The 25,757-nt window shown below is 68.3% G+C and carries 23 protein-coding genes; 12 read left to right on the forward strand and 11 right to left on the reverse strand.

The genetic code is table 11. The features are described 5' to 3' along the window. Positions 1-105: 105 nt before the first annotated feature. The 9 genes from rlmD (at position 106) to J3A72_RS08585 (ending at position 7,461) form a co-directional block, all read left to right on the forward strand. Positions 106-1,440, forward strand: coding sequence for a 23S rRNA (uracil(1939)-C(5))-methyltransferase RlmD (gene rlmD, locus J3A72_RS08545; RefSeq protein WP_032959001.1), 1,335 nt, complete (start codon positions 106-108; stop codon positions 1,438-1,440). Between the two features lie 34 nt (positions 1,441-1,474). After that, positions 1,475-1,960, forward strand: coding sequence for a CYTH domain-containing protein (locus tag J3A72_RS08550; protein WP_042359274.1), 486 nt, complete (start codon positions 1,475-1,477; stop codon positions 1,958-1,960). Between the two features lie 115 nt (positions 1,961-2,075). Beyond that, positions 2,076-2,771, forward strand: a complete 696-nt coding sequence (locus J3A72_RS08555; protein ID WP_014647991.1) for a DsbA family oxidoreductase — start codon at positions 2,076-2,078, stop codon at positions 2,769-2,771. A 160-nt stretch (positions 2,772-2,931) separates the two neighbouring features. Beyond that, positions 2,932-3,939: a beta-N-acetylhexosaminidase gene (nagZ, locus tag J3A72_RS08560; RefSeq protein ID WP_075077049.1), complete on the forward strand. Its 1,008-nt coding sequence runs from the start codon at positions 2,932-2,934 to the stop codon at positions 3,937-3,939. Continuing rightward, complete coding sequence (locus tag J3A72_RS08565) at positions 3,939-4,493, forward strand: hypoxanthine-guanine phosphoribosyltransferase (protein ID WP_014038078.1); 555 nt, start codon at positions 3,939-3,941, stop codon at positions 4,491-4,493. The genes nagZ and J3A72_RS08565 overlap by 1 nt, the downstream gene beginning before the upstream one ends. Before the next feature lie 82 nt (positions 4,494-4,575). After that, complete coding sequence (locus tag J3A72_RS08570) at positions 4,576-5,322, forward strand: S-methyl-5'-thioinosine phosphorylase (RefSeq protein WP_075077048.1); 747 nt, start codon at positions 4,576-4,578, stop codon at positions 5,320-5,322. An 88-nt stretch (positions 5,323-5,410) separates the two neighbouring features. Further along, the gene (locus tag J3A72_RS08575) at positions 5,411-5,617 is read left to right on the forward strand and encodes a cold-shock protein (RefSeq protein WP_005410590.1); all 207 of its coding nucleotides are present in this window, start codon (positions 5,411-5,413) and stop codon (positions 5,615-5,617) included. Positions 5,618-5,742: 125 nt separating this feature from the next. Beyond that, positions 5,743-7,011, forward strand: a complete 1,269-nt coding sequence (locus J3A72_RS08580; RefSeq protein ID WP_075077047.1) for an NAD(P)/FAD-dependent oxidoreductase — start codon at positions 5,743-5,745, stop codon at positions 7,009-7,011. Positions 7,012-7,191: 180 nt separating this feature from the next. After that, positions 7,192-7,461: a hypothetical protein gene (locus J3A72_RS08585; protein WP_014647988.1), complete on the forward strand. Its 270-nt coding sequence runs from the start codon at positions 7,192-7,194 to the stop codon at positions 7,459-7,461. 1 nt (position 7,462) lies between these two features. Here J3A72_RS08585 and pdeM read toward each other — a convergent pair whose 3' ends face one another. The 4 genes from pdeM to J3A72_RS08605 are packed head-to-tail and all read right to left on the reverse strand — an operon-like array spanning position 7,463 to position 13,152. Next, positions 7,463-8,104: a ligase-associated DNA damage response endonuclease PdeM gene (gene pdeM, locus J3A72_RS08590; protein ID WP_075077046.1), complete on the reverse strand. Its 642-nt coding sequence runs from the start codon at positions 8,102-8,104 to the stop codon at positions 7,463-7,465. Beyond that, on the reverse strand, positions 8,094-10,553 hold the full coding sequence (locus J3A72_RS08595; RefSeq protein ID WP_075077045.1) for a ligase-associated DNA damage response DEXH box helicase: 2,460 nt from the start codon (positions 10,551-10,553) through the stop codon (positions 8,094-8,096). Before J3A72_RS08595 ends, pdeM begins: the two co-directional genes overlap by 11 nt. Then, entirely contained in the window at positions 10,550-12,157 is a 1,608-nt protein-coding gene (locus tag J3A72_RS08600) for an ATP-dependent DNA ligase (protein WP_075077044.1), read from the reverse strand. The genes J3A72_RS08595 and J3A72_RS08600 overlap by 4 nt, the downstream gene beginning before the upstream one ends. After that, on the reverse strand, positions 12,154-13,152 hold the full coding sequence (locus J3A72_RS08605) for a ligase-associated DNA damage response exonuclease (RefSeq protein ID WP_046431930.1): 999 nt from the start codon (positions 13,150-13,152) through the stop codon (positions 12,154-12,156). The genes J3A72_RS08600 and J3A72_RS08605 overlap by 4 nt, the downstream gene beginning before the upstream one ends. 113 nt (positions 13,153-13,265) lie before the next feature. Between J3A72_RS08605 and J3A72_RS08610 the strand changes: the two genes are divergently transcribed. Further along, a complete protein-coding gene (locus J3A72_RS08610; RefSeq protein ID WP_046431928.1) occupies positions 13,266-14,903 on the forward strand; it encodes an acyl-CoA dehydrogenase family protein in 1,638 nt (545 codons plus the stop codon). Positions 14,904-15,015: 112 nt separating this feature from the next. Here the strand turns inward: J3A72_RS08610 and J3A72_RS08615 are convergent, their stop codons facing one another. The 3 genes from J3A72_RS08615 to J3A72_RS08625 all read right to left on the reverse strand — a co-directional run bounded on the left by J3A72_RS08615 (position 15,016) and on the right by J3A72_RS08625 (position 17,224). After that, positions 15,016-15,426 carry a hypothetical protein gene (locus tag J3A72_RS08615; RefSeq protein ID WP_014647982.1) on the reverse strand — a complete coding sequence of 137 codons (411 nt, stop codon included), beginning with the start codon at positions 15,424-15,426 and terminating at the stop codon, positions 15,016-15,018. A gap of 156 nt (positions 15,427-15,582) precedes the next feature. After that, entirely contained in the window at positions 15,583-15,924 is a 342-nt protein-coding gene (locus J3A72_RS08620; RefSeq protein WP_005418203.1) for a hypothetical protein, read from the reverse strand. Between the two features lie 124 nt (positions 15,925-16,048). Next, entirely contained in the window at positions 16,049-17,224 is a 1,176-nt protein-coding gene (locus J3A72_RS08625; protein WP_075077043.1) for a thiolase family protein, read from the reverse strand. 182 nt (positions 17,225-17,406) lie between these two features. Between J3A72_RS08625 and J3A72_RS08630 the strand changes: the two genes are divergently transcribed. After that, positions 17,407-20,250: an autotransporter serine protease gene (locus tag J3A72_RS08630; protein WP_075077042.1), complete on the forward strand. Its 2,844-nt coding sequence runs from the start codon at positions 17,407-17,409 to the stop codon at positions 20,248-20,250. A 47-nt stretch (positions 20,251-20,297) separates the two neighbouring features. On the opposite strand, the gene J3A72_RS08635 is transcribed toward J3A72_RS08630, so the two are convergent. Further along, complete coding sequence (locus J3A72_RS08635; RefSeq protein ID WP_008264553.1) at positions 20,298-21,395, reverse strand: Glu/Leu/Phe/Val dehydrogenase dimerization domain-containing protein; 1,098 nt, start codon at positions 21,393-21,395, stop codon at positions 20,298-20,300. Positions 21,396-21,673: 278 nt separating this feature from the next. On the opposite strand from J3A72_RS08635, the gene J3A72_RS08640 reads away from it, so the two are divergent. Further along, the gene (locus tag J3A72_RS08640; protein ID WP_075077041.1) at positions 21,674-22,750 is read left to right on the forward strand and encodes an HDOD domain-containing protein; all 1,077 of its coding nucleotides are present in this window, start codon (positions 21,674-21,676) and stop codon (positions 22,748-22,750) included. A 3-nt stretch (positions 22,751-22,753) separates the two neighbouring features. Here J3A72_RS08640 and J3A72_RS08645 read toward each other — a convergent pair whose 3' ends face one another. The 3 genes from J3A72_RS08645 to J3A72_RS08655 all read right to left on the reverse strand — a co-directional run bounded on the left by J3A72_RS08645 (position 22,754) and on the right by J3A72_RS08655 (position 25,702). Further along, positions 22,754-24,346, reverse strand: coding sequence for a phospholipase D family protein (locus J3A72_RS08645; RefSeq protein ID WP_075077040.1), 1,593 nt, complete (start codon positions 24,344-24,346; stop codon positions 22,754-22,756). Positions 24,347-24,455: 109 nt separating this feature from the next. Next, a complete protein-coding gene (locus tag J3A72_RS08650; protein WP_032958643.1) occupies positions 24,456-25,154 on the reverse strand; it encodes an RNA pseudouridine synthase in 699 nt (232 codons plus the stop codon). A gap of 47 nt (positions 25,155-25,201) precedes the next feature. Next, complete coding sequence (locus J3A72_RS08655; RefSeq protein WP_075077039.1) at positions 25,202-25,702, reverse strand: M48 family metallopeptidase; 501 nt, start codon at positions 25,700-25,702, stop codon at positions 25,202-25,204. Between the last annotated feature and the right edge of the window lie 55 nt (positions 25,703-25,757).

Consider the following 25,757-nt stretch of genomic DNA (forward strand, 5'->3'; position numbering starts at 1 on the left):
GGCCCAATCATCAAGCACGACGGCCACGGGCGCAAGCGGGTCCAGGCCCCGTCGGTCAGGATCTGCGACAATACGCCCCCATTTTTGCCCGCAGCCTGTTGCCACGTGGCCCGATCCCGTTCCCGCACTGACCGTACCCCATTCCAGACCGAGATCCTCGACCTCAGCCATGATGGTCGCGGTGTCGCCCGCCGTGAAGGCGAGGGCGGCAAGGTCACCTTCGTCAGCGGCGCGCTGCCCGGCGAGGTGGTGATGGCTGAACAGACTGCCCGCAGCCGCCATTTCGACGAGGCGCGCACCCTGGAGGTGCTGCAGGCCTCGCCGCAGCGGGTGACCCCCAAGTGCCCCCATTTCGGCACCTGCGCCGGCTGCGTGCTGCAGCACCTGGACGAAGACCAGCAGATCGTGGCCAAGCAGCGCGTGCTGATGGACAACCTGGAGCGGATCGGCCATGTGAAGCCGGGCACCGTGCTCGCGCCGCTGGTCGGTGAGAGCTGGGGCTATCGCCGCAAGGGCCGCTTCTCGGTGCGCCGGGTCGAAAAGAAGGACAAGACCCTGGTCGGCTTCCGTGAACAGGATCCGCGCTTCGTCGCCGACCTCAGCCAGTGCCTGACCGTGATCCCCGAGATCGGCACCAAGGTCGAGGCGCTGTCCACCTTCATCGAGTCACTCGATGGCAAGCGTGACATCCCGCAGATCGAATTCATCGCCGGTGACCAGGCCGTGGTCCTGACCGTTCGCCATCTACAGCCGCTCAGCGATGCCGACCGCGCGGCCTGGGCGGCTTTCGGCCAGCAGCATGGCTTCGTGATCTACCTGCAGTCCGGCGGCGTGGATACCGTGCAGCCGCTGGACGGGCAGGGTGTGCCGCTGTCGTTCCGTCTGGCGCCGTGGGATGTCGAGCTGGCGTTCCGCCCGCTGGACTTCATCCAGGTCAATGCCAAGCTCAACGAGAAGATGATCGCCCACGCCCTGGACCTGCTGGAACCGGGTGAGGACGAGCGTGTACTGGACCTGTTCTGCGGCCTGGGCAACTTCACCCTGCCGCTGGCGCGCCGCGTGCGCGAGGTGGTTGGCGTGGAAGGCGATGCCGGCCTGGTGGCGCGTGCGCGTGAGAACGCCGAGCGCAACGGCCTGGCCAACGCGCAGTTCTTCAGCGCCGACCTGACCCAGGACCAGCGCAGCACCCCGTGGATGCGCCAGGGCTTTGACAAGCTGCTGCTGGACCCGCCGCGCTCGGGTGCGATCGAAGTGCTGCAGCAGCTGCCGCTGAAGCAGTTCAAGCGCATTGTCTACGTCAGCTGCCACCCGGGCTCGCTGGCGCGCGATGCCGGCTATCTGGTCAACGAACAGGGCTTCACCCTGGTCAGCGCCGGTGCCATGGACATGTTCCCGCATACCGCGCACGTGGAAAGCATCGCGGTGTTCGAGAAGCGCTGACAGGTTGTCATCACCCATCGCGCATAATGGCGCGATGGGCATCGAAATCGAACGCAAATTCCTCGTCAGCAGTGATGGCTGGCGCACCGCCGCGCATCGGGTGATCCCGATGGCGCAGGGCTACATCAACGACATGGGCGCGCTCGACCGCGGCACACAGAACGCCTCGGTGCGCGTGCGCATCGAAGGCGACCACGCCGCGCTGAACCTGAAGTCGCGCACCATCGGCCATACCCGCCAGGAGTTCGACTACCCGATCCCGGTGGAGGATGCGCGCGCCCTGTTGGCGCTGTGCGTCGGTGGCCTGATCGACAAGCGCCGCCACCTGGTCGAACACGCCGGCCTGACCTGGGAGGTGGACGAGTTCCTCGGCGACAACGCCGGCCTGGTCGTGGCCGAAGTCGAGCTGGACAGCGCCGACCAGGCGATCGACCTGCCGGACTGGGTGGGTGCCGAAGTCACCGACGACGCGCGCTACTACAACGTCGCACTGGCCAGTCACCCCTATTCACAGTGGTGAAGCCCCCAAGAAAGGGGACGGAGGGGATTAAGTCGTCTTTACCCCAGCTGTGCTGGAAACGACTTAATCCCCTCCGTCCCCTTTTTTCGAGGGAGGCGGGCCCCATGTGGTGGGGATGAGAATCGACATCTACTCCGACGTGGTCTGCCCCTGGTGCTGGATTGGCAAGCATCGCTTCCAGCAGGGTGTGCAGTTGCTCGGCGCCAATGCGCCTGAACTCGACATCCACTGGCAGCCGTTCCAGCTGGACCCGGACGCGGACGCCACCCCGGTGCCGCTGCGCGAGGCCTATGTGCGCAAGTTCGGTGGCGTCGAGCGCACCGAGCAGATCCTCGGCCAGACCCAGACCACCGCGCGGGCCGAGGGCCTGCCGATGGATTTCAGCCAGGGCCAGGTGCGGGTGACCACGCTGCCGGCCCATCGGGTGTTGTGGCTGGCCGGCCAGCACGGCGTGCAGGATGCGGTCGGCGAAGCACTTTTCCGTGCCCACTTCGAGCATGGCCAGAATCTGGCCGATACTGCAGTGCTGGTGAAGGCCGGCGTGGCTGGCGGCCTGGACGGTGCTGAAATCGCGCAGATGCTGGGCTCCGACCGCGGCCTGGCCGAGGTCGAAGCCAGGCTGGCGCAGGCCCATGCACTGGGCATTTCCTCGGTGCCGACTTTCGTCATCGATGGGAAGTGGGCCATTTCCGGGGCCCAGCCGCCAGAGGCCTTCGCCAACGCCCTTCGCCAGATCGCAGCCGAACAGGGCGCCCCGGCAGCTTCGGCTGACGGCGACGAGGCCTGCGGCCCGGACGGCTGCAAGGTCTGAGCAGATCGGGGTCAGAGCCCCTGCGGGGATCCGACCCCGGGGTCAGATCCCCGCAGGGGCTCTGACCCCACACTCCCCTTCGTCTGACCCCTGCGCCTGTCGGCCGGTTCTGCGACAATGCGGCACTGCGCCATGCGGGCGCGCGTTGTGGAGATCGACCATGCTGCTGATCGGCGTTGCCGGCACCGAACTGACCGCCCAGGAACGTGACTGGCTGCAGCACGACGCCGTGGCCGGGGTGGTGCTGTTCAAGCGCAACTTCGCCTCGCGCCAGCAGGTGACCGATCTGAGTGCGGCGATCCGTGCCGCCGCCCCGCGCCCGCAGCTGATCTGCGTGGACCAGGAAGGCGGCCGTGTGCAGCGTTTCCGCGAGGGCTACAGCGCGCTGCCGCCGCTGCAGGACATCGGCGCGCTGTACGCCGCCGACCCGCAGCAGGCGCTGGCCCTGGCCGAACAGCATGCCTGGCTGATGGCCAGCGAAGTACGTGCCAGCGGCCTCGACCTGAGTTTCGCGCCGGTGGTCGACCTTGGCCGCGGCAACCGCGCCATCGGCAACCGTGCCTTCAGTGAAGACCCGCAGGTGGTGGCCGCGTTCACCGACGCCTATGTGCGCGGCATGCATGCGGTCGGCATGGCCGCCACGCTCAAGCATTTCCCCGGCCACGGCACCGTGCTGGAAGACACCCACGTCGATACCGCGATCGACCCGCGCGCGCTGGACGAACTGCGCGCCCAGGACCTGGTGCCGTTCCAGGCCGGCATCGCCGCCGGTGCCGATGCGGTGATGATGGCGCACGTGATCTATCCGCAGGTGGCGCCGGAGCCGGCCGGCTATTCCCCGCGCTGGATCCAGGACATCCTGCGTGGCGAGCTCGGCTTCCGTGGCGTGGTGTTCTCCGATGACATCGGCATGGCCGCCTCGCACAGCGCCGGTGGCGTGCCGGCACGCGTGCACGCGCACCTGGATGCCGGCTGCGACGTGGTGCTGGTCTGCCACCCGGAACTGGTCGATGAAGCCCTGCACGCGGTGCAGGGACGCTCCCTCAATACTGCTGCGCTGCTGGGCCTGCTTGGTCGCGGCGCGCTCGGCTGGGACGGCCTGCTGGCCGACGCCCGCCATGGCGACACCCAATCCCGTCTGCTTGAAACCCTTGGAAGAACCGTCTGATGCCCAACCTCACCATTTCCCAGGCCCTGGCCCAGGCTGACCTGCTGGTCGACCGCCCCACCATCGACAAGGCCATCGCTGGTATCGCCGACGCCATCGCGCGCGATTACAAGGGCGAGGTGCCGCTGTTCCTGTCCATCATGCATGGTGCGCTGCCGTTCGCCGGCCAGCTGGCGCTGGAACTGGGCGCGCGCGGCCAGGACGTGCAGTTCGATTACCTGCACGCGACCCGCTACCGCGGTGAAACCACCGGCGGAGACCTGGTCTGGAAGCACAAGCCGGCCACCTCGCTGTTCGGCCGCCGCGTGCTGCTGATCGACGACATCCTCGACGAGGGCTACACCCTGCAGGGCGTCCGCACCTGGTGCCTGGAGCAGGGCGCGACCGACGTGCGCATCGCCGCGATGACCGTGAAGAAGCACGACCGCGCACTGCCGGACGTGACCGCCGACTACGCCGGCATCGAGCTGCCGGACCGCTACGTGTTCGGCTTCGGCATGGACGTCAACGAGACCCTGCGCTGCGTGCCGGCGATCTACGCAATGAAGGAGTAACGGCGCAGCTGCCTGCGGCGCGTCTTCTTCCACCGCCGGCATCCTCGGGTGCCGGCGTTCGTCTTTCCATGGAGTGCTTTGAATGCAACAGATCGCCCTGGCCGTGATCGGCGGTACCGGTGTCTACAACCTGGCCAAGCTCGACGACGTGCAGACCCACGAGGTCGACACCCGCTTTGGCCGCCCGTCCGGCCCGGTGCGCGTGGGCACGCTGCTCGGCCGTCGCGTGGCGTTCCTGGCGCGGCATGGCGAGGGGCACTCACTGCCGCCGCACAAGATCAACTACCGCGCCAACCTGGCCGCGCTGCAGCAGCTGGGCGCGCAGCGCGTGCTGGCATTGAACACGGTGGGTGGCATCACCGAAGACTTCGGTCCGCGCGTGCTGGCCTGCCCGGACCAGATCATCGACTACACCTGGGGCCGCATCAGCACGATCTGTGAAGAAGAAGGCACCGACGTGGTCCACGTCGATTTCGGCCACCCCTATACGCCGATGCTGCGCAGCAAGATCCTGGCGGCAGCGAAAGTGACCGGCGTCACGGTCCATGACGGTGGCTGCTACGGCGCGACGCAGGGCCCGCGCCTGGAGACCATCGCCGAGATCGCCCGCATGCGCCGTGACGGCTGCGACCTGGTAGGCATGACCGGCATGCCGGAGGCCGCGCTGGCACGCGAGCTGGGGCTGGATTACGCCTGCCTGGCAATCATCGCCAACTGGGCCGCCGGCTGCGGTGATGGCGAGGAGATTACGATGGCCGAAGTACTGGCGAACGTGCAGGCGGCCAGCAACGGACTTCCGGAACTGGTGGGCGAATTGGCGCGGGGGTGATTGTCTTCCCCGAGCAAGCTTTGCATACTCAGCTTGTGCGCGGGTTCAGCGTACACCACCCATTCATTGCATAAGGTCTCGCATCACCATGCCGAACGGTACCGTCAAGTGGTTCAACGACGCCAAGGGATTTGGCTTCATCTCGCCGGAGGATGGCAGCGCCGACGTGTTCGCGCACTTCTCCGCCATCAACTCCAAGGGCTTCCGCAGCCTGCAGGAAGGCCAGCGTGTCACCTATGACGTGACCCAGGGCCCGAAGGGTGCCCAGGCTTCGAACATCACGCCGGCCGAGTGATCCACTCGACAGTGCGTTGAAAACCCCGCTTCGGCGGGGTTTTTTTTGCGTCGCGACGGGCATTGCGGCGCTGTGGGCAGGGTTCCAGGTGGCCATCCGGATTTGCGCTCGGGCACAATGCGCCGATGAAGGAACGACTGCGCATCGCCGTGATCGGCTACGGCACCGCTGGACAGGCATTGTCCATCCTGCTCTCTCGTGATGGCCACGAGGTGGAGATCTTCGAACGCGTGCCCTCGCCGGGGCCGGTTGGCGCCGGCTTCCTGCTGCAGCCCAGCGGCCTGCAGGTGCTGTGGCAGATGGGCCTGCTTGATGCCGTGCGCGCGCATGCGGCGCCGGTGCACCGTCTGTATGGCGATACACCGTGCGAGCGCACGGTGATGGACATGCGCTATGACGGCCTGGATGCGCGCCTGCACGGCCTCGGCATGCAGCGTGGGGCGCTGTTCTCGCTGCTGGACGGGGCGCGTGCGGGTGCGGGCCAGCTGCATGCCGGCGTCACCATCGCCGCAGTGGATGCCGCACAGGGCCGCCTGCATGACAGTGAGGGCCGCATGCATGGGCCGTTCGACCTGGTGGTGGCCGCCGATGGTGCGGCTTCGACGCTGCGCGGCTCGATCGAAGGCGGCACCGGGCTGGACCGCGTGTATCCCTGGGGCGCACTGTGGTGCCTGCTGCCGGCCGAGGACTGGCCGCACCTGCAGGAGCTGCGGCAGCGCTACGTGGCCGCGCGCAAGATGATCGGGCTGCTGCCGGTCGGTACGCGGCCCGGTGATGAGACGCCGCGCCTGAGCTTCTTCTGGAGCCTGCCACGCGCCGACTTCGAACGATGGCAGGCCGATGGCATGACGCCCTGGCTGGACGAGCTGCACGCGCTGTGGCCGCAGGCCAGCGCGCGCTTTGCGCATCTGCATGATGCCGGCCAGCTGGCGCGCGCGGTCTACCGTGACGCCGTGATGACGCGCTGGCATTGCGGCCGCATGGTGCTGGCCGGCGATGCCGCACATGCGATGAGCCCGCAGCTGGGGCAGGGCGTGAACATGGCGCTGCTCGATGCGCTGGCATTGCGCGATGCCGTGCGCGCACATGGCGGGGGAGGCGCTGCATTGCAGGCCTACCAGGCGCAGCGCAGGGCGCACGTTGCGGTCTACCAGCGCTGGAGCCGTTGGCTGACGCCGCTGTTCCAGTCTGATCGCGATGCCTGGGCAAAGGCGCGCGACGTGCTGCTCGGGCCGATGGGGCGCCTGCCGGGTGGGCGTGGCCACATGCTGCGCGTGCTCAGCGGTACGCAGCATGGCTGGTTCGGTTCGCTTGCGCTGGATCCGGCATTTGTCGACGCGTTGGCTGCAGGGGCGCAGATGCCTGGCATCGGCGCGATCACTGCGAATGCGTGAAGCGCGCTGTCACGCGAATTAACGGTTGCCTCACCGTGTATATGCGAGAAGTAGGTTGCACGCGATTGCGCGTCGTCCGTTTTCCTTTCCGTGATTGACATCGCGCGTGGCCCGGGCGGCGCTGCCGTTGCGGCCTGTCGCGGCCCGGACGTGCCGCCTGTTGTTGAAGAGGAGGACGCCATGTGGTTCGCGGTCGAGGAGCTGGAATCGGAAATCTGCAAGCTGCGCGGACTGTTGCAGATGCTGCACGAGGACCAGCCCGACGTACTGGAGGACGTGTTCGAATTCCATGTGGGCAGCTTGATCAGTCATGCATCGCCGGAGCACCACGGACGCATCCGCGCCTGCGCACAGGAGATGCTGGCGGCAATCCAGGCCTTGCCGCGGCGACGTGAAGTTGACACGCCTGAGTTCCAGTTGATGCCGCAGCTGGACATTCGTCCGGCCTGATTCAAGCCACTGGCAGTTCCACCAGGCCGTTTTCCACGCAGGCGATCATCTGTTCGCCGCTGGCGGGAGCAGGCACGATTCCGGCGGTGAACGCGGAAAAGGCCGGCAGGACCGTCATCCGCTCGCGCAGCCAGAAGGCCGGGAAGCGCCGGCGCAATGCGGGCAGTGCGACCTGCGGATGCAGGTGGCCTGCGACCACGTGCCACGCCGGGTCTGCGCACGGTTCATGGCGCAGCAGGAACGGCGCCAGCCGCACCTCCTCGTGGATCTGCACCTGCAGCTGGGCATGCGGTAGCTGCCGGTCATGATTTCCGCGCAGGACATGCACGTCCAGTGCGGTGTTGCGTTCGCGCCAGCCGAGCCATTGCTGGTACCAGGCGGCGCGATGCGCCGGCCCATGCAGGATGTCGCCCAGGATCCACAGTTCGCGGCAGGCGTGCCTGTCCAGCAGACCCTGCAGGCGTTCCAGGTCTTCGCCGGTTCCGCCGCTGGGCAGCGCGATGCCGGCGCGGCGGAACACATCGGCCTTGCCCAGGTGCAGGTCCGCGATCAGCAGCGCCTGCCGCGCCGGCCAGTAGAGTGCGCGTGCGCCCGCCAGGGTCACCGGTTCGCCGGCAAGCAGCAGTGGTATTTCATCGGCCATGGCGACGTTCCAGCTGCTGGGCCGCGCGTTGCACGCGGGTACGCCAGTCCTCGTTGCTGAACTGTCCGCGCAGGCGTTCGGCCCACAGTGGAAAGCCCAGGGGCGTCAGCGATGCAGGGCGCTGCATCGACATGCGTCGCGCGCCGATCCGGACCAGCACCTGGCGCAGCCCCGGCAGGTCAAGGCTGTCATGCAGCACTTCGCGTTCGGCCAGCGCCAGCAGCAGGTGCTCGGGGTCATGCTCGCGCAATACGTCATACAGCAGGCCCGCCGAGGCCTGCAGCTGGCGCAGCGATCGCGGCATGCCCCCCGGCAGGCTGGGTACCAGCAGGCCTGCGACGCGCGCGATGCCACGGAACTGGCGCCGCGCAAGCTCGCCCAGGTTCACCGCCGCACGCAGATCGTCCAGCAGTTGATCGGTGGTGAACAACGCATGCCATTGCGCCGCGTCCAGGTCGATCGCCTGCGCCGGTGCCAGCACCAGGCCGTGATCATTCACGGCATAGCCGATGCTGTTGCGTTGCTGGCGGGTGCAGCGCAGTGCCAACAGGGCGGCCAGCGCCTCGTGCACGTGGCGTCCGGCGAAGGGATAGACGAAGAGGAACTGGCCTTCGCGGCGGCGTACGTCCTCCAGCAGCACGTGGTCCGGGCCGGGAAGCGCCGACACCTGCTGCTGAAGTGCCAGCAGCGGTGCCAGCCAGCGCGCTTCCGCACTGTCGTCGGCGCCTGACAGCACCGACTCCAGTTCGCCGCCGAGTGCCATCGACAGCGGCAGCTGGCCTCCCTGCCAGCGGGGCACGACACCTTCACCGCGCCCTCGTGCCAGCCGCACGAAGGCGGTCATGTCGCGCAGCTGCACCAGCTCCAGCAGGCGCCCGGCGAACTGGAAGCGGTCTCCGCGGCGCAGGCGGCTGGCGAACTGTTCCTCCACGGCGCCGAGGCCGGCCCCGCGCAGGAACTGCACGCGCACGCTGCCATCGCTGCTGATGGTGCCGATCGACAGCCGGTGGCGTAGTGCCTGGCGCCGGTCGTGCATCCGGTAGCGGCCATCGGCGTCCTGCACGACCTTGTGGAAGTCAGGGTACTGGGCCAGGGCCTGGCCCCCCTGCACGATGAAAGTCAGCACGGCCTGCCACTGGTCCTCGGCCAGGGATGCGAACGCATGGGTGCGCCGGACCTGCGCCAGCAGCGCATCCCCGTGGAAGCCACCGGCCAGGGCACGGCTGACCGCATGCTGGGCCAGAACGTCCAGCGACAGCATCGGCGGCCTGCGTGCTTCGACCACGCCTTCGGCCAGTGCGCGACGCACGGCTGCGTACTCGGCCAGTTCCAGCGCATGGCTCGGCACGCAGAGGATCGCGCCACTGGCACCGGGACGATGGCGCGCACGTCCGGCGCGCTGGCGCAGGCGGGCGACGCCCTTCGGGCTGCCCAGCTGCAGTACCTGTTCGACCTCGGGAAAGTCCACGCCGAGGTCGAGGCTGGAGGTGGCGACCACGCAGCGCAGCGTTCCTGCACGCAGCCCGTCCTCCACCTGCTGGCGCAGCGCCGGATCCAGCGAACCGTGGTGCAGCGCAAGCGTGTCGTGTTCCTCGGGCCAGACCGACGCCAGCGCCTGATGCCACAGTTCTGCCTGTGCACGGGTGTTGGTGAAGAGCAGGCTGCTGCGTGCCTGCATCAATGCGTCCAGCACCCGCGGCAGTTGGGCCAGGCCCAGGTGCCCGGCCCAGGGAAAGCGTTCACCGGGTTCGGGCAGCAGGCTGCGCACCGTGGTCGCACGCGGGCGCACGCCCTGCACGATCGGCGCGTCGGGCTGTCCGGGCAGCAGCACGTCGCGCGCCTCATCCAGATTGCCCAGCGTGGCCGACAGCCCCCACAGCTGCAATGCAGGCGCGGCATCGCGCAGCACGGCCAGATTCAACTGCAGCAGGACACCGCGCTTGTTGCCCAGCAGTTCGTGCCATTCGTCCACCACCACGCAGCGCAGCTGGCGCATGCGCGGCAGCGTATCCGGATAGCTCAACAGCAGCGCCAGCGATTCCGGCGTCGTGACCAGTACGTCGATGCGGCCCTCGCGTGCCTGTCGTCGTTCGCGGTTGCTGGCGTCACCGCTGCGCAGGCCGACACGCCATCCAAGCTGCAACCCATCGACCACGGCCTGCAGCGCACGCGCGGTGTCGCTGGCCAACGCGCGCAAGGGCGTCACCCACAGCACCTGCAGCGGGCGTACCGCACTGGCGCGGCGGGGCGAAGGCGGTGGGTCGATCATGGCCTGCAGCAGCGGTCCCCCGAACATCGCCAGTGTCTTGCCGCTGCCTGTGGGCGTGTGCAGCAACCCGGATCCGCCGGCGAGATAGTGCCGCCACATCGCGCGCTGGAACGGCAACGAGCGCCAGCCTTTCGACGCGAACCAGTCTTCCAGCCGGCGTAGTGCCTGGCTGCGGTTCATCGCGCCAGCGCCTGCAGGGTAGCCAGCTGATCGGCCTCGCTGGCTGGCTTGTCGCGGCGCCAGCGCAGGATGCGTGGAAAGCGTACGGCGATACCGGACTTGTGCCGGCTGCTGCGGTTGACCGCCTCGAAGCCCAGTTCGAAGACGTGTTCGGGGCGTACGCTGCGCACCGGGCCAAAGCGCTCGCGGGTATTGGCGCGGATCCAGCGATCAAGCGCGAGGATCTCCTTGTCATCCAGGCCCGAATAGGCCTTGGCCACCGGTACCAGCGTGTCGCCGTCCCAGACGCCGAAGGTGTAGTCGGTGTACAACGTGCTGCGCCGCCCATGGCCAGCCTGCGCGTACAGGAGCACTGCATCGATGGTGAGCGGATCGACCTTCCATTTCCACCAGTCACCGCGGCGTCGCCCGGCCTGGTAGGGTGAGGCACGACATTTCAGCATCAGCCCTTCCACGCCACGTTCGCGTGCCACATCGCGCATCGCCGCCGCCTGCGGCCAGTCTTCGGCGGCAACGTCGGGTGAGAGCTGGATCCGTGCATCACCCAGGGCACCGACGACGTCGGCAAGCCGTGCACGCCGTTCCCGCAACGGCAACTCACGCAGGTCCGCGCCATCGTGTTCCAGCAGGTCATAGGCGAGCACGCGCACCGGCGTGTTGCGCAGGGTAGCCGCACCGGGCTTGCGGCGCTGGATGCGGGTCTGCAGCGCGGTGAATGCACGCGGCAGGTCCGTGGCTTCGTCCCAGGCCAGCAGCTCTCCGTCCAGCACGCAGCCATCGGGAAGCGCCATCGCCGCCTGTTCGATTTCGGGGAAGCGACCATCCAGCCGCTCTTCGCCGCGTGACCACAATGCGACCTCGCCGCGCCGGCGCAGCAGCTGCAGGCGGATGCCATCCCACTTCCATTCCAGCAGCCAATCTTCGATGGGGCCGAGGCGTTCGGCAGGATCGCCTTCCAGTGGCGAGGCGAGGAAGAACGGGTAGGGTTGCTGCCGGTCCAGTGGCAGCTCATCCGGCGACAGCAGCTGGCCCAGCAGTGCGGGCGAGGGCACCCACTCGCCAAGCATGCGCTGGGCGATGCGCGCGATGTCCAGGCCGGACCACTCCGCCAGTGCCTGCTGCACCAGCCGCTGCGAGACGCCGACGCGCAGGGCACCGGTCAGCAGCTTGTTGAACACCAGGCGTTCGCTGCTGCACAGCTGCTGCCAGCCCGCGACGACCGCCGCACGGCGTACCGCTTCGGGCTGGTTGGCCACCGCCAGCAGATGCTGTTCGATCCAATCCGCCAACGCACGGTCGGCGGCCGGCTGGGATGGATCATCCAGCAGCAGGGTCAACGTTTCGGCCAGGTCACCGACCTGCGCATAGCTGTCTTCCACCAGCCATGGCGGCAAGCCGGATTCTTCGGCAATCCAGGCGCGCAGTTCGCCACTGGCGGCGATCTTGCGGCGTGCGCCGCCCACCTTGCCACCGCTGAGCAGGTACAGCGCCCACGCCGCATCGTGCGCGCCTGCCTGGCGGAAGTAATCGATCAATGCGGCACGCTTGTCCAGCGTGGCGGTGCTGCGGTCCAGGCGCTGGTAGAGCGCCGCGAAGGCCTTCATTCCTCGCTCCCGAAATCGGTACGGAAGGCTTCAGCCGCTACGCCGCGCTCTCGCAGGAAGGGAATCAACGCATCGGTATTGCCATGGGTGGCGATCACCCGCTGCGCGCCGGTCTGTTCGATGGTCTGCAGCAGTGCGGGCCAATCGGCGTGATCGGAAATGACGAAGCCACGATCGACGTTGCGGCGACGCCGGTTGCCGCGCAGCTGCATCCAGCCCGAGGCGAAGCCCAGCTGGTAGCGGCCGAAGCGGCGCATCCACGGCGTGCCGGCGGCCGAGGGCGGGGCGAGGATCAACTGGCCGGCGGCATCCGGCTGGCGACCCTGCTCGGCCACCGCCAGCGTCTCCAGCATTGGCACGTTGGCCTGCCGATACACCTCCACACCATTGGCGATGGCACCGTGCAGCCAGGCCGGGCGATCGTCCAGCGGCAGCAGTTCGGCCAGTACCCGCTGCGCCTTGCCCAGTGCATAGCACAGCAGGATGGCAGCTTCGCCGCGCTGTTCGCATTCGCGGCGCCACGCCACGATCTCCGCAGCGACGGTGGGCGTGTCCGGCCAACGATAGATCGGCAGGGCAAAGGTGGCCTCGGTGATGAAGGTATCGCAGGGCACCACTTCGAACGGCGCACAGGTTGGATCAGGCTGGCGCTTGTAGTCGCCGGACGCCACCCAGACCTGCTGCCCGTCGTCGATGCGCACCTGCGAAGACCCCAGTACATGGCCGGCGGGATGCAGCGATACCTGCACCCGGCCCAGGCGGAACGGCACGCCCTCGGCATGCGCCTGCACCGGCACATCGCCCAGGCGCCAGCGCAGGATCGGCAGGCTGCCGTCGCTGCAGTGGTATTCGCCCATGCCCGGGCGTGCGTGATCGCCGTGGCCATGGGTGATGACCGCGCGCGGGACCGGTCGCCAGGGATCGATGTGGAAATCACCGGCGGCGCAGTACAGCCCTTCGGGGCGCAGGACCACCAGATCGTCATTGACTGCCATGCGGTCACTGTGGCCGGCCGCTCGTGCACAGGGTGAGAATCGGCCTGAACACGGGCTTGGCAGGCGATGCGGCACAATCGGACCGCAGATCTCTTGCCGCCAGGACGGACCGGATGAGTGGACCCAGCTTCAGCAGCAATGCGCCCTACGAAACCCATGTGGTGCTGAACCAGCCGCCGTCGTTCGCGGGGCGCCAGTTGTGGACCGATGACGTGGCGCTGATGGAGGCGGTGCAGCGCGAAGGCGCTGGCGGCTTTGCGCCGCGGCTGGCGGTCTATGGCGCGCTGGCGGGTGACGAACTGTACCGGCTCGGCTTCGATGCCAACCGCGATCGGCCGCGCCTGCGCACGCATGATGCGCAGGGCCATCGCATCGATACGGTGGAGTTCCATCCGGCCTATCACCAGTTGATGGGCACAGCGAAATCGCACGGGGTCGCCGGGTTGTCCTGGCACGAGCCGCAACCGGGCGGGCATGTCGCGCGCGCGGTGTTGAGCTACCTGCACCACCAGGCCGAGGCTGGCACCAGTTGCCCGTTGACGATGACCCATGCGGCAGTTGCAGTGCTGCACACGCAGCCGCACCTGGCCGAGTGGGCGCGCAAGGCCGCAGCGCCGGTCTATGACCCGCGCGATGTACCGGTGGCGGACAAGGCCGGCATCACGCTGGGCATGGGCATGACCGAGAAGCAGGGAGGCTCGGATGTGCGTGCCAACAGCACGCGCGCTGAACCGATCGATGGCGAGCGCTATCGCCTGGTCGGTCACAAGTGGTTCTTTTCCGCACCGATGTGCGATGGCTTCCTGGTGCTGGCGCAGGCGCCGGGAGGACTGACCTGCCTGCTGATGCCGCGCCGGCTGGCCGACGGCGACCGCAACGCATTCCGGTTGATGCGCTTGAAGGACAAGCTTGGCGATTGGGCCAATGCCTCCAGCGAAGTCGAGTTCTGCGGGGCGCAGGCGTGGCGCGTGGGCGAGGAGGGACGCGGCGTGGCCACCATCATCGGCATGGTGATGATGACCCGCCTGGACTGCATGCTGGGCGCGGCGGCGGAAATGCGCATGGCGCTGGCGCAGGCGCTGCATCACGCACGTCATCGCCGCACGTTCGGCAAGCTGCTGGTCGAGCACCCGTTGATGACCAATGTGCTGGCCGACCTGGCACTGGAGTCGGAAGCGGCCACAGTGCTGTCGATGCGCATCGCGCGTGCGGTGGACCGGGCCGGCGTGGATGCCAACGAAGCCGCGTTGGCGCGTGTGGGGACGGCGCTGGGCAAGTACTGGTTGTGCAAGCGCGCGCCGGCCTTCGTCAATGAAGCACAGGAATGCCTGGGCGGCGCGGGCTATGTGGAGGAATCGATGCTGCCGCGGCTGTACCGGCAGGCACCGTTGAATTCGATCTGGGAAGGAAGCGGCAACATCCAGTGTCTGGACGTGCTGCGCGCGCTGGCGCGCGAACCGGAGGCGCTGGCGGCGCTGCGCGCTGAACTGGCGGCGGTGGCCGATCGTGATGCGCGCTACGCAGCGGCTTTGCAGCGGTGGGCAGCAGCACCGCCACCGGATGAGTCGCAGGCGCGGCTGTTCTGCGAGCGCACAGTGCTGTTGTTGCAGGCCGCGCTGCTGTTGCGTGCGCAAAGTCCGATGGCAGAGGCGTTCGTGCGCAGCCGGCTGCAAGCAGAGCATGGGCTGGTGTTCGGGACCCTGCCGACGGGCGTGGATCTGTCGGCGATGCTGGTGCGCGCGCTGCCGTAGGAGCGCCCACCACGGAATCAACGGAAAAAACGCAAAGCGAAAAGCAGAAAAGCCGCGGCAGTGCCGCGGCTTTTCCTGTAGCGCCGGGCCCATGCCTGGCTGCCGGTACGCCTCAGTGCTTGGCTTCTTCCTTGGCGGCGTTCGCCTTCGCGTCATTGGCAACATCGCGGGCCTTGTCGGCCACCTTCTGTGCGGCGTTGGCAGTCGCGTCGCTGGCGTGTGCGGCGGCGTCGGTTGCGGCGTCCTTGGCCTTGTCGGCAGCGTTGGCGGTGGCGTCTGCAGCCTTGTCCAGCGCCTGCTGGGTATCGGCGGCGGCCTGCTCGGAGGCTGCTGCGGTCTTGTCGGCGGCGTCACGGGTAGCTTCTGCCGCCTTGTCGACGGCATCGCGGGCAGCCGCGCCGGCGCTGTCAGCGGCCTGCTGCGCGTCCTGCTTGGCCTGTTCGGCTTCCGGGCCCTTGCAGGCGGCCAGGGCCAGCAGCAGGGAGGCGGCCAGCAGGGTGGTGGTGATCGGGCGAATCTTCATGGCGGTCTCCGGTACTGCAATGGATGGGGACGCCAGCCTATTCATGCCGTTGTGAAGGCGGGGTCGCGATGCCCGCGCCGCGAGGTCGCAGTGGCGCAAAGAAAAAGCCGCTGGCGAACCAGCGGCTTTTCCGGAACAGCGTGAAGAAAGAAGTTATTACTTCTTGGCTTCTTCAGCAGCGTCCTTGGCCTGCTCAGCGGTAGCTTCGGCAGCCTTGGCAGCGTCCTTGGCTTCGCCAGCAGCAGCGTCGGTCGCGGCAGCAGCGGTGTTGGCAGCAGCGTCGGTCGCAGCGTCAGCAGCGGTGGCGGCGGTGTTGGCAGCCTGCTGGGCAGCGTCGGCGGTCTGGGCGCCGGCAGCGGCGGCCTGGTCGGCAGCAGCCTGGGCTTCGGTGGCGGCTTCGTTGGCCGAAGCAGCGGCGTCCTGGGCAGCTTCCTGCTTCGAGCAGGCGGCCAGGGCCAGAGCCAGGGACATCGCGACCAGCAGCTTGTTGATGCTCATTGTGTAAATCCTCGTCGTTAGAATTAGGCAACGCGCATGCTGCGCGCCGACAACATGATGACAAGCCAAGATTGGGTGTCAAGCGATCCCGCATTCATTTTTGCGAAATCATCGTTAAATCTTTTTAAATCAATTCGATGGCGATTGCCGTTGCTTCGCCGCCACCGATGCACAGGGTGGCAATGCCGCGCTTGCCACCGCGCGTGCGCAGGGCGTTGACCAGGGTCACCACCAGGCGTGCACCGGAGGCACCGATGGGATGACCCAGCGCGCAGGCACCGCCATTCACGTTCAGCTTGTCGTGCGGGATGCCCAGCTCACGCATCGGCGCCATTGCCACCACGGCAAAGGCCTCGTTGATCTCGAACAGGTCGATCTGGTCCAGCGACCAGCCGGTCTTGGCCAGCAGCGTGTGGATCGCGCCGATCGGGGCGGTGGTGAACCACTCCGGTTCCTGCGAATGGGTGGCGTGGCCGACGATGCGGGCCAGCGGAGTGATGCCACGGGCGGCCGCGTCTTCCTCGGTCAGCAGGACCACCGCGGCGGCGCCGTCGGAGATGCTGGAGGAACTGGCGGCGGTGACGCTGCCGTCCTTCTTGAAGGCCGGACGCAGGGTCGGGATCTTGGCGATATCCGAGCGCCCCGGCTGCTCGTCGGTGGCGACCTCGACGTCACCCTTGCGGGTGGCCACCTTCACCGGGACGATCTCGTCGGCGAACGCACCGTTGGCCTGTGCGGCCTGCGCGCGCTTGACCGATTCGATCGCGTAGGCGTCCTGCTCCTCGCGGCTGAACTGGTACTTGTCCACGGCGCATTCGGCGAATTCGCCCATGGCCTTGCCGTCATAGGCGTTGACCAGGCCGTCGTGGGCCATGTGGTCGACCGCCTGGAAGTTGCCGAAGCGGTTGCCGGTACGGGAGTTCGGCAGCAGGTGCGGGGCGTTGGACATCGATTCCATGCCACCGGCGACCACGATGCTGGCCGAACCGGCCTTGATCAGGTCATGGCCGAGCATGATGGTCTTCATGCCCGAGCCGCACACCTTGTTGAGGGTGGTGGCGCCGGTCGACAGCGGAATGCCGGCGGCGATCGCCGCCTGGCGGGCGGGCGCCTGGCCGAGGTTGGCCGGCAGCACGCAGCCCATGAGGACCTCGGAGACGTCGCTGGCCGGTACGCCCGACTGTTCCAGGGCGGCAGCGATGGCGGCCGCGCCGAGGGTGGGGGTCGGCACGCCGTTGAACTGGCCGAGGAAGGAGCCGATGGCGGTGCGCTTGGCGGCGGCGATGACGATGTTGGACATGGCAATCTCGTTGATGCGTAAGCAATGTTCGGAAAGGAGACCGCGGACGTTGGAAGCGCCCCGGTTTCCCGGCAGACTGCGTGGGGGTCGGCCCAAGTATAGAGGGTCGGGGAGGGCCGCCGCTGGGCGGCACCGCACGCCTGCCGGGATGTAGGCAGGTCAACGTTCATGGGAAGGAATCGATGGAACGCACGACGATGGTTAGGTCCGCGCTGGCAACGGCGCTGGCGATGGCAATGACGGCATGTGGCGGCGGCGGAGGCGGCGGCAATGTCCGCATCGATCCCCCTCCGACCACCCCCACACCCCCAACGACGCCCCCTCCGACGGCACCGCCTCCGGCCAAGCCGCAGGAACCGGCCTTCGACGCGCACCTGTCAGTGACCAATGCGCGTGCCGCACAGGCCGCCGGCCTGACCGGGCAGGGCGTGCGCATCGGCATCGTCGACTCGGGCGTGCAGCGCAACGCAGCGGCATTGAACGGGCGGGTGGTGGGCAACCTCAACTACATCGATCCGGCGCGCAACAACCTGCTGGTGGACGACGTGGTGGGCCACGGCACGGCGGTAGCCAGCCTGGCCGCCGGCGCGCCGGTGGGAACCTGGCCGGGCGGCATCGCCCCCGGTGCGCAGATCGTTTCGGCGCGGATCATCGCCGACAAGCCGCCTGTCGATGACGGCAGCGGCAAGGGCAATTCCTTCAGCGGTCCGCTGGGCGTGGCGCAGGTCCACCAGGACCTGATCAGCTACAACGTGAAGGTGATGAACAACTCGTGGGGCGGCCTGTACTGGACCGACCTGCCGACCACCGCGCAGGTGGCGGCCGAGTACCGTCCGTTCGTCATCAACCATGGCGGCCTGGTGGTGTTCGCGGCCGGCAACGATGCGCGCACCGAACCGAGCAGCCTGGCCGCCCTGCCCAGCCAGCTGGGCGTTGCCGGCTCGCTGCCGGCGGCCGACCTGGAGCGCGGTTGGCTGGTGGCGACCGCAGTGGATCCCTATGCACCGGGCACGCTGGCCAGCTACGCCAATGCCTGCGGGCAGGCGGCGCGCTATTGCCTGGCGGCGCCGGGCAGCGCGGTCTATCCCGATGCCAATGGCAGCACCTACTACTGGAACTACGGGACGTCCTTCGCCGCCCCGTTGATCTCCGGCGCCGCCGCGCTGGTCTGGCAGCGCTACCCGTACTTCGACAACAACCTGGTGCGGCAGACCCTGCTGGGCACGGCCAAGGACATCGGCGCGCCCGGCGTGGATGCGGTGTTCGGCTACGGCCTGCTCGACATCTCGCGGGCGATCAAGGGCCCGGGCCGCTTCGACTGGGGTGATGTAGTGGCCAATGTCGATGCGCCATCGAGCGGCTCGCTGTGGAGCAACGACATCGTCGGCAGCGGCGGCCTGGTCAAGCAGGGCGGGGGCACCCTGGTGCTCGCAGGCAACAACAGCTACAGCGGCGCCACCCGCATCGAACGCGGCATCCTGTCGCTGCAGAACGGCGGTGTCATCCGTTCCAACGTGACCATCCTCGGCCAGCCCGACCCGGATTCGACCGGCCTGCAGTTCAATGGCGGCACGCCGCGCGTGATCGGCAACGTGGTCAACGGCAGCAGCGTGTTCCTGACCACCGGCAGCACCACCGGCACCATCGAGGGCAACTACACGCAGCAGGCGGGTGGCCAGTTGATGATCGCGCTCGGTGCCAATGCGCTGCAGGTGACCGGCACGGCCTCGATCAATGGTGGCGTGCGCGTGCATGGCTTCGTCTCCGGCTACGTGCCGCAGAACGGCAGCCGCCAGGACGTGGTCCATGCGGCCGGTGGCCTGAGCGGCACCTTCAGCAGCCCGGCCTCCTCCAGCGGCCTGCAGGGCCTGTCGCTGCTGCAGAGCAGCTATGGCTATGACAGCAACACTGCCTGGTTGAACCTGACCCAGGTGAGCGTGACGGCGGCGGCGACCGGGCTCGCGGCCTCGGCGCAGTCCGCGGCGCAACGACTGGAAGGTGCGTTCAGCGCACTCGATGGCAGTCCTGCGCTGCAGGGCTCGGCCTTCGGCACGGCGGCCGGTGCGCTGCAGTGGACCGGCGGTGGCAGCGAGGGCCTGGCAGCCAGCCTGCAGAGCCTGTCCGGGCAGGCGCATGCGCGGGCCGAGTCGGCCACCTTCGACAGCATCGACATGTCGCGCCGTGCGATCGCCGAGCGCTTCGATCGCGTGCAGGCGGCGCCGCGCCTGCGCGGGGCCTGGCAGAGCGCGCTCGGTGAGGCCGGGCAGGGCAGTTTTGCCGGCAATGCCGCCGACAGCCGTGGCTGGATGGCCGGCCAGGACCTGCCGCTGGGCAGCAATGGGCTGATGGGCGTGGCCTTTGGCGAGACCCGCAGCAATGGTGGCAGCAGCTTCGGCGGCGATCGTGGGCGTGATCGCCAGGCGCAGGCACAGTTGTACGCCGGTTGGAACCTGGGCCGGGGCTATGCGCTGGCGCAGGTCGGCAGCGGCCAGTTCACCCGTGCGCTGGATCGCCAGTTGCTGCTGGGTGCCGGTGCCTATGGTGTTTCCGCACGTTACGGCGGACGCTTCAGCAGTGCCAGCGTCGAAGGCGGCTATCGTTTTGGCCGCGCGGGCGCGTCGTTGACACCGTATCTGGGTGCCAGCACCACGCGCGTGGATACCGATGCCTTCAATGAGCTGGGTGGTTTCGGCTTCGGCCTGCGTGGCGACGCCAACCGCGTGCAGCGCAGCAAGATGCTGGCCGGTATCCGCGGCGAGCGCGGCTGGGGGCGCTGGACGCTGCGCGGGCACGCCGAGTGGCAGCAACGGCTCGACGGTGCCGATGCGGACTGGCAGGCCAGCTTCGTTGGTGTCGATGCCTGGGCACCCCTGGCGGGATGGGACGCACCGCGTGGCAGTGCGCTGTTCGGCGTGGCGCTGGAGTCGTGGTGGGGCCGCAATGGCCGCCTGAGCCTGGGCTTCGACCAGCGCGTCGGTGGCGAGGGCGCGCGCCAGGCGGCGCTGCGCTACAGCACCGGGTTCTGAGCGGGAGGTCGCGCCGGGACGTCAGCTCCGGCGCGACATCGGCAGGCTCAGCCGCCGCGCAGGTTGCCCAGGCGCGGGGTGCTGCGGCCCAGCGGCATCTTCAGCTTGCCGATCGACAGGATGCGGCTTTCGGCGATGCGGTCGGCCGCACGCTGCGGCGCGATGTTCTCGCGCTGCGACAGTTCGAAGATGCGGGTGAGGTTGTGATAGATGCTGCGGATCAGGCGCATCGCGCGTTCGCGGTTGTAGCCATCGATCTCCAGCGACACGTTCATCACGCCGCCAGCGTTGACCGCATAGTCCGGCGCATACAGGATGCCGCGCGCGTGCAGTTCATCGCCGATTTCCAGGCTCGACAGCTGGTTGTTGGCGGTACCGCAGATGATCTTGGCCTTGATCCGCGGCAGGGTGTCGGCGTTGATGGCGCCTTCCAGCGCGCACGGTGCGAACACGTCGGCGTTCACTTCGTGGATCTCGTCGGGCTTGACCGCTTCGGCGCCGAAATCGCTGACCGCGCGATCAACCAGTGCGCTGTCCAGGTCGGTGACATACAGCTTGGCACCGCGGTCGCGCAGCAGTTTCACCAGCTCCATGCCGATGTGGCCCAGGCCCTGCACCGCGATGCTGGTCTTGCCCACTTCCTCGTGGCCGAACTTGAAGCGCATCGCCGCCATCAGCGCCTGCAGCGCACCGTAGGCGGTGAACGGGGCCGGATCGCCGGAGCCGCCATGGACCTGGTGCACGCCGGTCACGAACTGGCTCTCCAGGTAGATGTTCTCCATGTCGTTGACGTCGGTGCCGACGTCTTCGGCGGTGATGTAGCGGCCGCCCAGCGAGTCGACGTAACGGCCGAAGGCGCGGAACAGCACCTCGGTCTTGTCCACCTTCGGGTCGCCGATGATCACCGCCTTGCCGCCACCGACGTTGAGGCCGGCCAGCGCATTCTTGTAGGTCATCGTCCGGCTCAGCCGCAGCACGTCGGCCAGTGCCTCGTCGGTGCTGGCGTAGGGGCGCATGCGCACGCCGCCCAGGGCCGGGCCCAGGGTGGTGTTGTGAATGGCGATGATCGCCTTCAGGCCGGCATCGTGGTTGTGGCAGAACACCACTTGTTCGTGGCCGGTGGTGGCGAGGGTTTCGAATAGCATGGCGTCTCCGATGGCGCGAACAGCGGCGAACTGCAGCGAACGGCCAGTGAACGATAGGGTCCCAAAACAAAAAAAGCGACGTCGTCATGGCTGGGGGACGGGTCGCGCGGCGCCATTCTAGTCCATTCGCCCGGCCGTTGCCGTCGACGTCGGCGGCCGTCAGGTTAAAGAAGATGAAAGTGCGGCCGATGCTGCGACGACGGCGGGTGGCCGGATGGGCGTGAAGAGGCAGGGCGGTCAGTGACGGCAAGGGCATCACAACGACAGGGCGGGCGGCGATGACAGCGGCATGGTGGCGATCGCTGCGCGGCTGGCTGACACGTTCGACCGGGACGGCACCGGCGCGGCTGGTTGCCGCATCCCGCCAGGCGGTGGCCGCCGCAGCCGCAAGCCTGCAGGGCGAGGCGCTGCCGTCGCCGGAGATCGCCGCTCACCTGCAACGCGGGCTGCATGCGCTTGCGTTGTACCCACGGCTGGCCGGCGAGCCAACGCCGGTGCAGGACCCAGGCCTGGGCGAGGCGGTGGCGCGCGCGCTGCAGGACCGCGACTGGGCGGCCAGGCAGCTGCCCCGCCGGCCGCAGCTGCTGCCGCAGCTGATCCAGACCGTCAACGACGATGCCGCCTCGGCCCGGGTGATGGCCGCGATCATCGGCCAGGACCCGGTGCTGACCGGCAACCTGCTGCGCATCGCCAACAGCCCGGCCTACAAGGTCCACGAGCGCCCGGTAGAGAGCCTGCAGCGGGCGGTGACCCTGGTCGGCACCGAGGGCGTGCGCCAGATCATCAGTGCGGTACTGGTACAGCCGGTGATGCAGGTGCAATGCGAGGTGTTCCCGCAGTTCAGCGCGATCATCTGGGAGCACGCACTGCTGGCATCGCGTGCAGCGGCCGACCACGCACGCACGGTCACCTTCGGCGATGCCTTCGCCGCGCAGTGGCTGGGCCTGGTGCAGGGGCTGGGTGCGGCGCTGGTGATGCGCCAGCTGCTGCAGGAGGCACAGGCCCGTGGCGAGCCCGTGGAACCGGCGTTGGCCCTGCAGCTGTTGCAGCAGTGGTCGTTGCCACTTGCGCAGCGGGTCGCTGCCGCATGGGAGTTGCCTGAGCCGGTTCACCAGGCCTTGGCGGTGGATGCGGAAGGACCGTTGGCCGACAGCCTGCGCCTGGCCAGCGCGGCCGCAGCGGCCAGCCTGTTGTGCCGCCATGGGCATGCCAGCCAGAGCCGCATGCTGGCCCTGCTGGAGCAGCTGCCTTCGGCACCGCCGCATGCATTGCGCTGGATCTGGCGGCGCCTGCATGGGCGCAACGTGGAAACGCTGGATGAGGCCGGACAGGATGAGGCCGCTCCGGCGTCCTGAGCGCTACAGCTGCGATTCCACCGGCAGCCAGCTGATCACCCGCGACAACCAGCGCTTGCGCGCCGTTGCCCCTGGCTCGGCCTCCACCCAGTGGGGGGGCGGTTCGCGCTCCAGCCAGCGCAACCGGCGGCGGTCGTCCAGTGCCAGCCACCAGCTGTGCCTGGGGTCAGCCAGGCGCAGGTATTCGTCCCGCAGTTGTGTACCCAGCACCGGATCGTCGAACAGCACACCCATTTCAGTGTTCAGGTAGGCCGAGCGCGGGTCCAGGTTGAAGGAGCCGACGAAACCGCGGCGGTCATCGATCAGGAATGCCTTGGTGTGCAGGCTCGCGCCGCTGCTGCCGAACACGCCGGCATCGCCCGACTGACCCTGTGCCTTCAGCTCGTACAGGTGGACGCCGGCTTCCAGCAGTGGCACGCGGTAGCCCATGTAGCCCCCGTGCACGGCGGCGACGTCGTTGGCGGCCAGCGAGTTGGTGACCACGCCCACCTGCACGCCCCGCCCGGCCATTGCCGAAAAGCCATCGAGGCCCTCGTTGCCGGGCACGAAGTAGGGCGAGATCAACAGGGCCTTGTGCCGGGCGGCCTGCAGCTCGCTGATCAGGGTCGACACCAGCCAGGTGGCGCGATCATCCCTGCGGTGCTTCATCGGCGGGTCCGACACGATGCGCACGGCACCGCTCCAGTGCAACGGCTCGGGGCTCGGGCGCTGCCGCTGGCGTGATTCGGCCACGCGCGCAAGGTAGGGGCGGGCCACGTCCCGCTGCGCCTCGTGGTCCGATTCGCGCACCAGCAGGCGCAGTTGTGCGTCGGTATGGAAGGCAAGCGCGGATACCGGGATGGCGGTTTCGCTGTTCCAGTAGTCGTCGAAGATCCGGTTGGCCTGCTCCACGGCGGGGCCGGCGACCAGCAGGTCCAGATCCTGGAAGTTCACGTCGGTGCGCGCGCTGAAGTACTCCTCGCCGATGTTGCGGCCACCGACGATCGCGACGCGGCCATCGGCGATCCAGCTCTTGTTGTGCATGCGGTGGTTCACGCTGAAGAAGCGCTGCACCATCTCCACCATGCGCAGGATGCCGGTCCGGTTGCGGAACGGGTTGTACAGGCGGATCTCGATGTTCGGATGGGCATCGAGCGCCATCATCAGCGCGTCCTTGTCCTTGGCATTCATGTCATCGAGCAGGATGCGCACGCGCACGCCGCGCTCGGCGGCGTCGTACAGCGCCTTGGCCATCAGGTGGCCGATCAGGTCGTCGTGCCAGATGTAGTACTGCAGGTCCAGGCTGCGGCCGGCCTGGGTGGTGATCATCGCGCGGGCGGCGAAGGCATCCATGCCATCGCTGAGGAAGGCCACGCCCGACTGGCCGGGATGGGCCGCCTGCAGCCGCACGATCTGCTGGTCGATGCGGGTCTGTGCCGGCTGCAGCGGCAGCACGTGCGAAGGCGCGCCATGCGCCTGCGGCGTGAGATGGTCGGCCAGCAGCAGCCCGGACAGGACCAGCAGCACCAGCACGGCGAGGATGATCGCAGCAACACGCAGCAGGCGTCGCCACAGCGGCTTGGGCAGGCTCATGCCCCGATGGTAGAGCCACGCCATGCGTGAAGGAATGCCTGCAGGATCGACCGGGGGTCAGAGCCCCCTGCCTTCGGCACGGGATCCGACCCCCGGATCCCTCTCCACGGGAAAGGGCCCTGACCCGCACACCTCAGAACCGCTCGTCGCTGCCCAGGTAGCGCCACTGCCCCGGCGGCAGCGGCCCCAGCGCCACGCGTCCGATACGCAGGCGGCGCACGGCCGTGACCTGCAGGCCGGCGGCGCTGACCGCCACACGCAGCCCCTTGGCCGTCAGGCCCTTGCCGGCGAAGCGCAGGCGCTGCTCGCTCTGCCAGCTGACCTTGGCGCCGCCCGATTCCTGCTGCAGCCGCGCCATCAGCCACGGCCCGCGCTCGGGACCGCCTTCGGCCACTTCGATCAGGTATTCCTGCTCGGTACGGCCCAGGTTGCGCTGCAGGTGGGCCAGCGTGGCCGGATCCTGGCTGACCACCACCAGCCCGCTGTCGCTGGCCGGCAGCGAGGCGGCCAGCTGCAGGCCGTGGAAGTGACGCTGCAACGGGCGGATGTCGCTGGCATCAAGTTCGCTGCGGCTGTCACTGCTGACCAGGGCACACAGGGTTTCGGCGGCGACACCGGCCGGCTTGTGCAGCAGCATGCTGACCCGCTCGGCCTTTTCATCGCTGGCCTGTTCGGCCACCACGATCACCGCGCTGTCATCGACCGGGCGCTGCGGCTGTTCCACCACGTCGCCGTTGACCGTGACCCAGCCGCCTTCGATGTAGCGCCGCGCTTCGCCGCGCGGGATGCCGAGCAGGGCGGACAGGCGTTTGTCGAGACGGATCGGTTCCATGGCAGGCAGGTCGGGCAGGGGGCGCGCAGTGTAGCTGCTGCGGCCGGTCAGCGCTGGCCGCGGTTGGCCAGCTCGGTCAGGTACAGGCGGGTATCGAACTCCAGCTGCAGGTAGTCCGGCTCCATGTGCTGGCACAGCTGGTAGAAGGCCTTGTTGTGGTCGGCTTCCTTCAGGTGGGCCAGCTCATGCACCACGATCATGCGCAGGAACGCCGCGGGTGCCTGGCGGAACACGGTCGCGATGCGGATCTCGCGGCTGGCCTTGAGGCGGCCGCCGTGCACGCGGGAGATGGCGGTGTGGGTGCCCAGCGCGTGCTTGATCACTTCCAGCGTATTGTCGTAGCAGACCTTGTTGAGCGGCACCGACTTGCGCAGGTAACGGTCCTTCAGCTCCTGGGTGTACTCGTACAGCTGCCGGTCGCTGCGCACCTCGTGCGGGTCGGGGTAGCGCTGCTGCAGCCAGGGGCCGAGCCTGCCCTGCGCCAGCAGCTCGCTGACCTGGGCAACCAGGGGTTCGGGATAACCGGTGAGGTACTTCAGGACTGCCATGCAGGGCCGGCGGGGCGTCGGTAGAATGGGGCATCCAAGATTACACGCGGTACGC

Origin of the sequence: Stenotrophomonas sp. PvP093, from assembly GCF_017876915.1 — a bacterium.
GTDB classification, from domain to species: domain Bacteria; phylum Pseudomonadota; class Gammaproteobacteria; order Xanthomonadales; family Xanthomonadaceae; genus Stenotrophomonas; species Stenotrophomonas muris.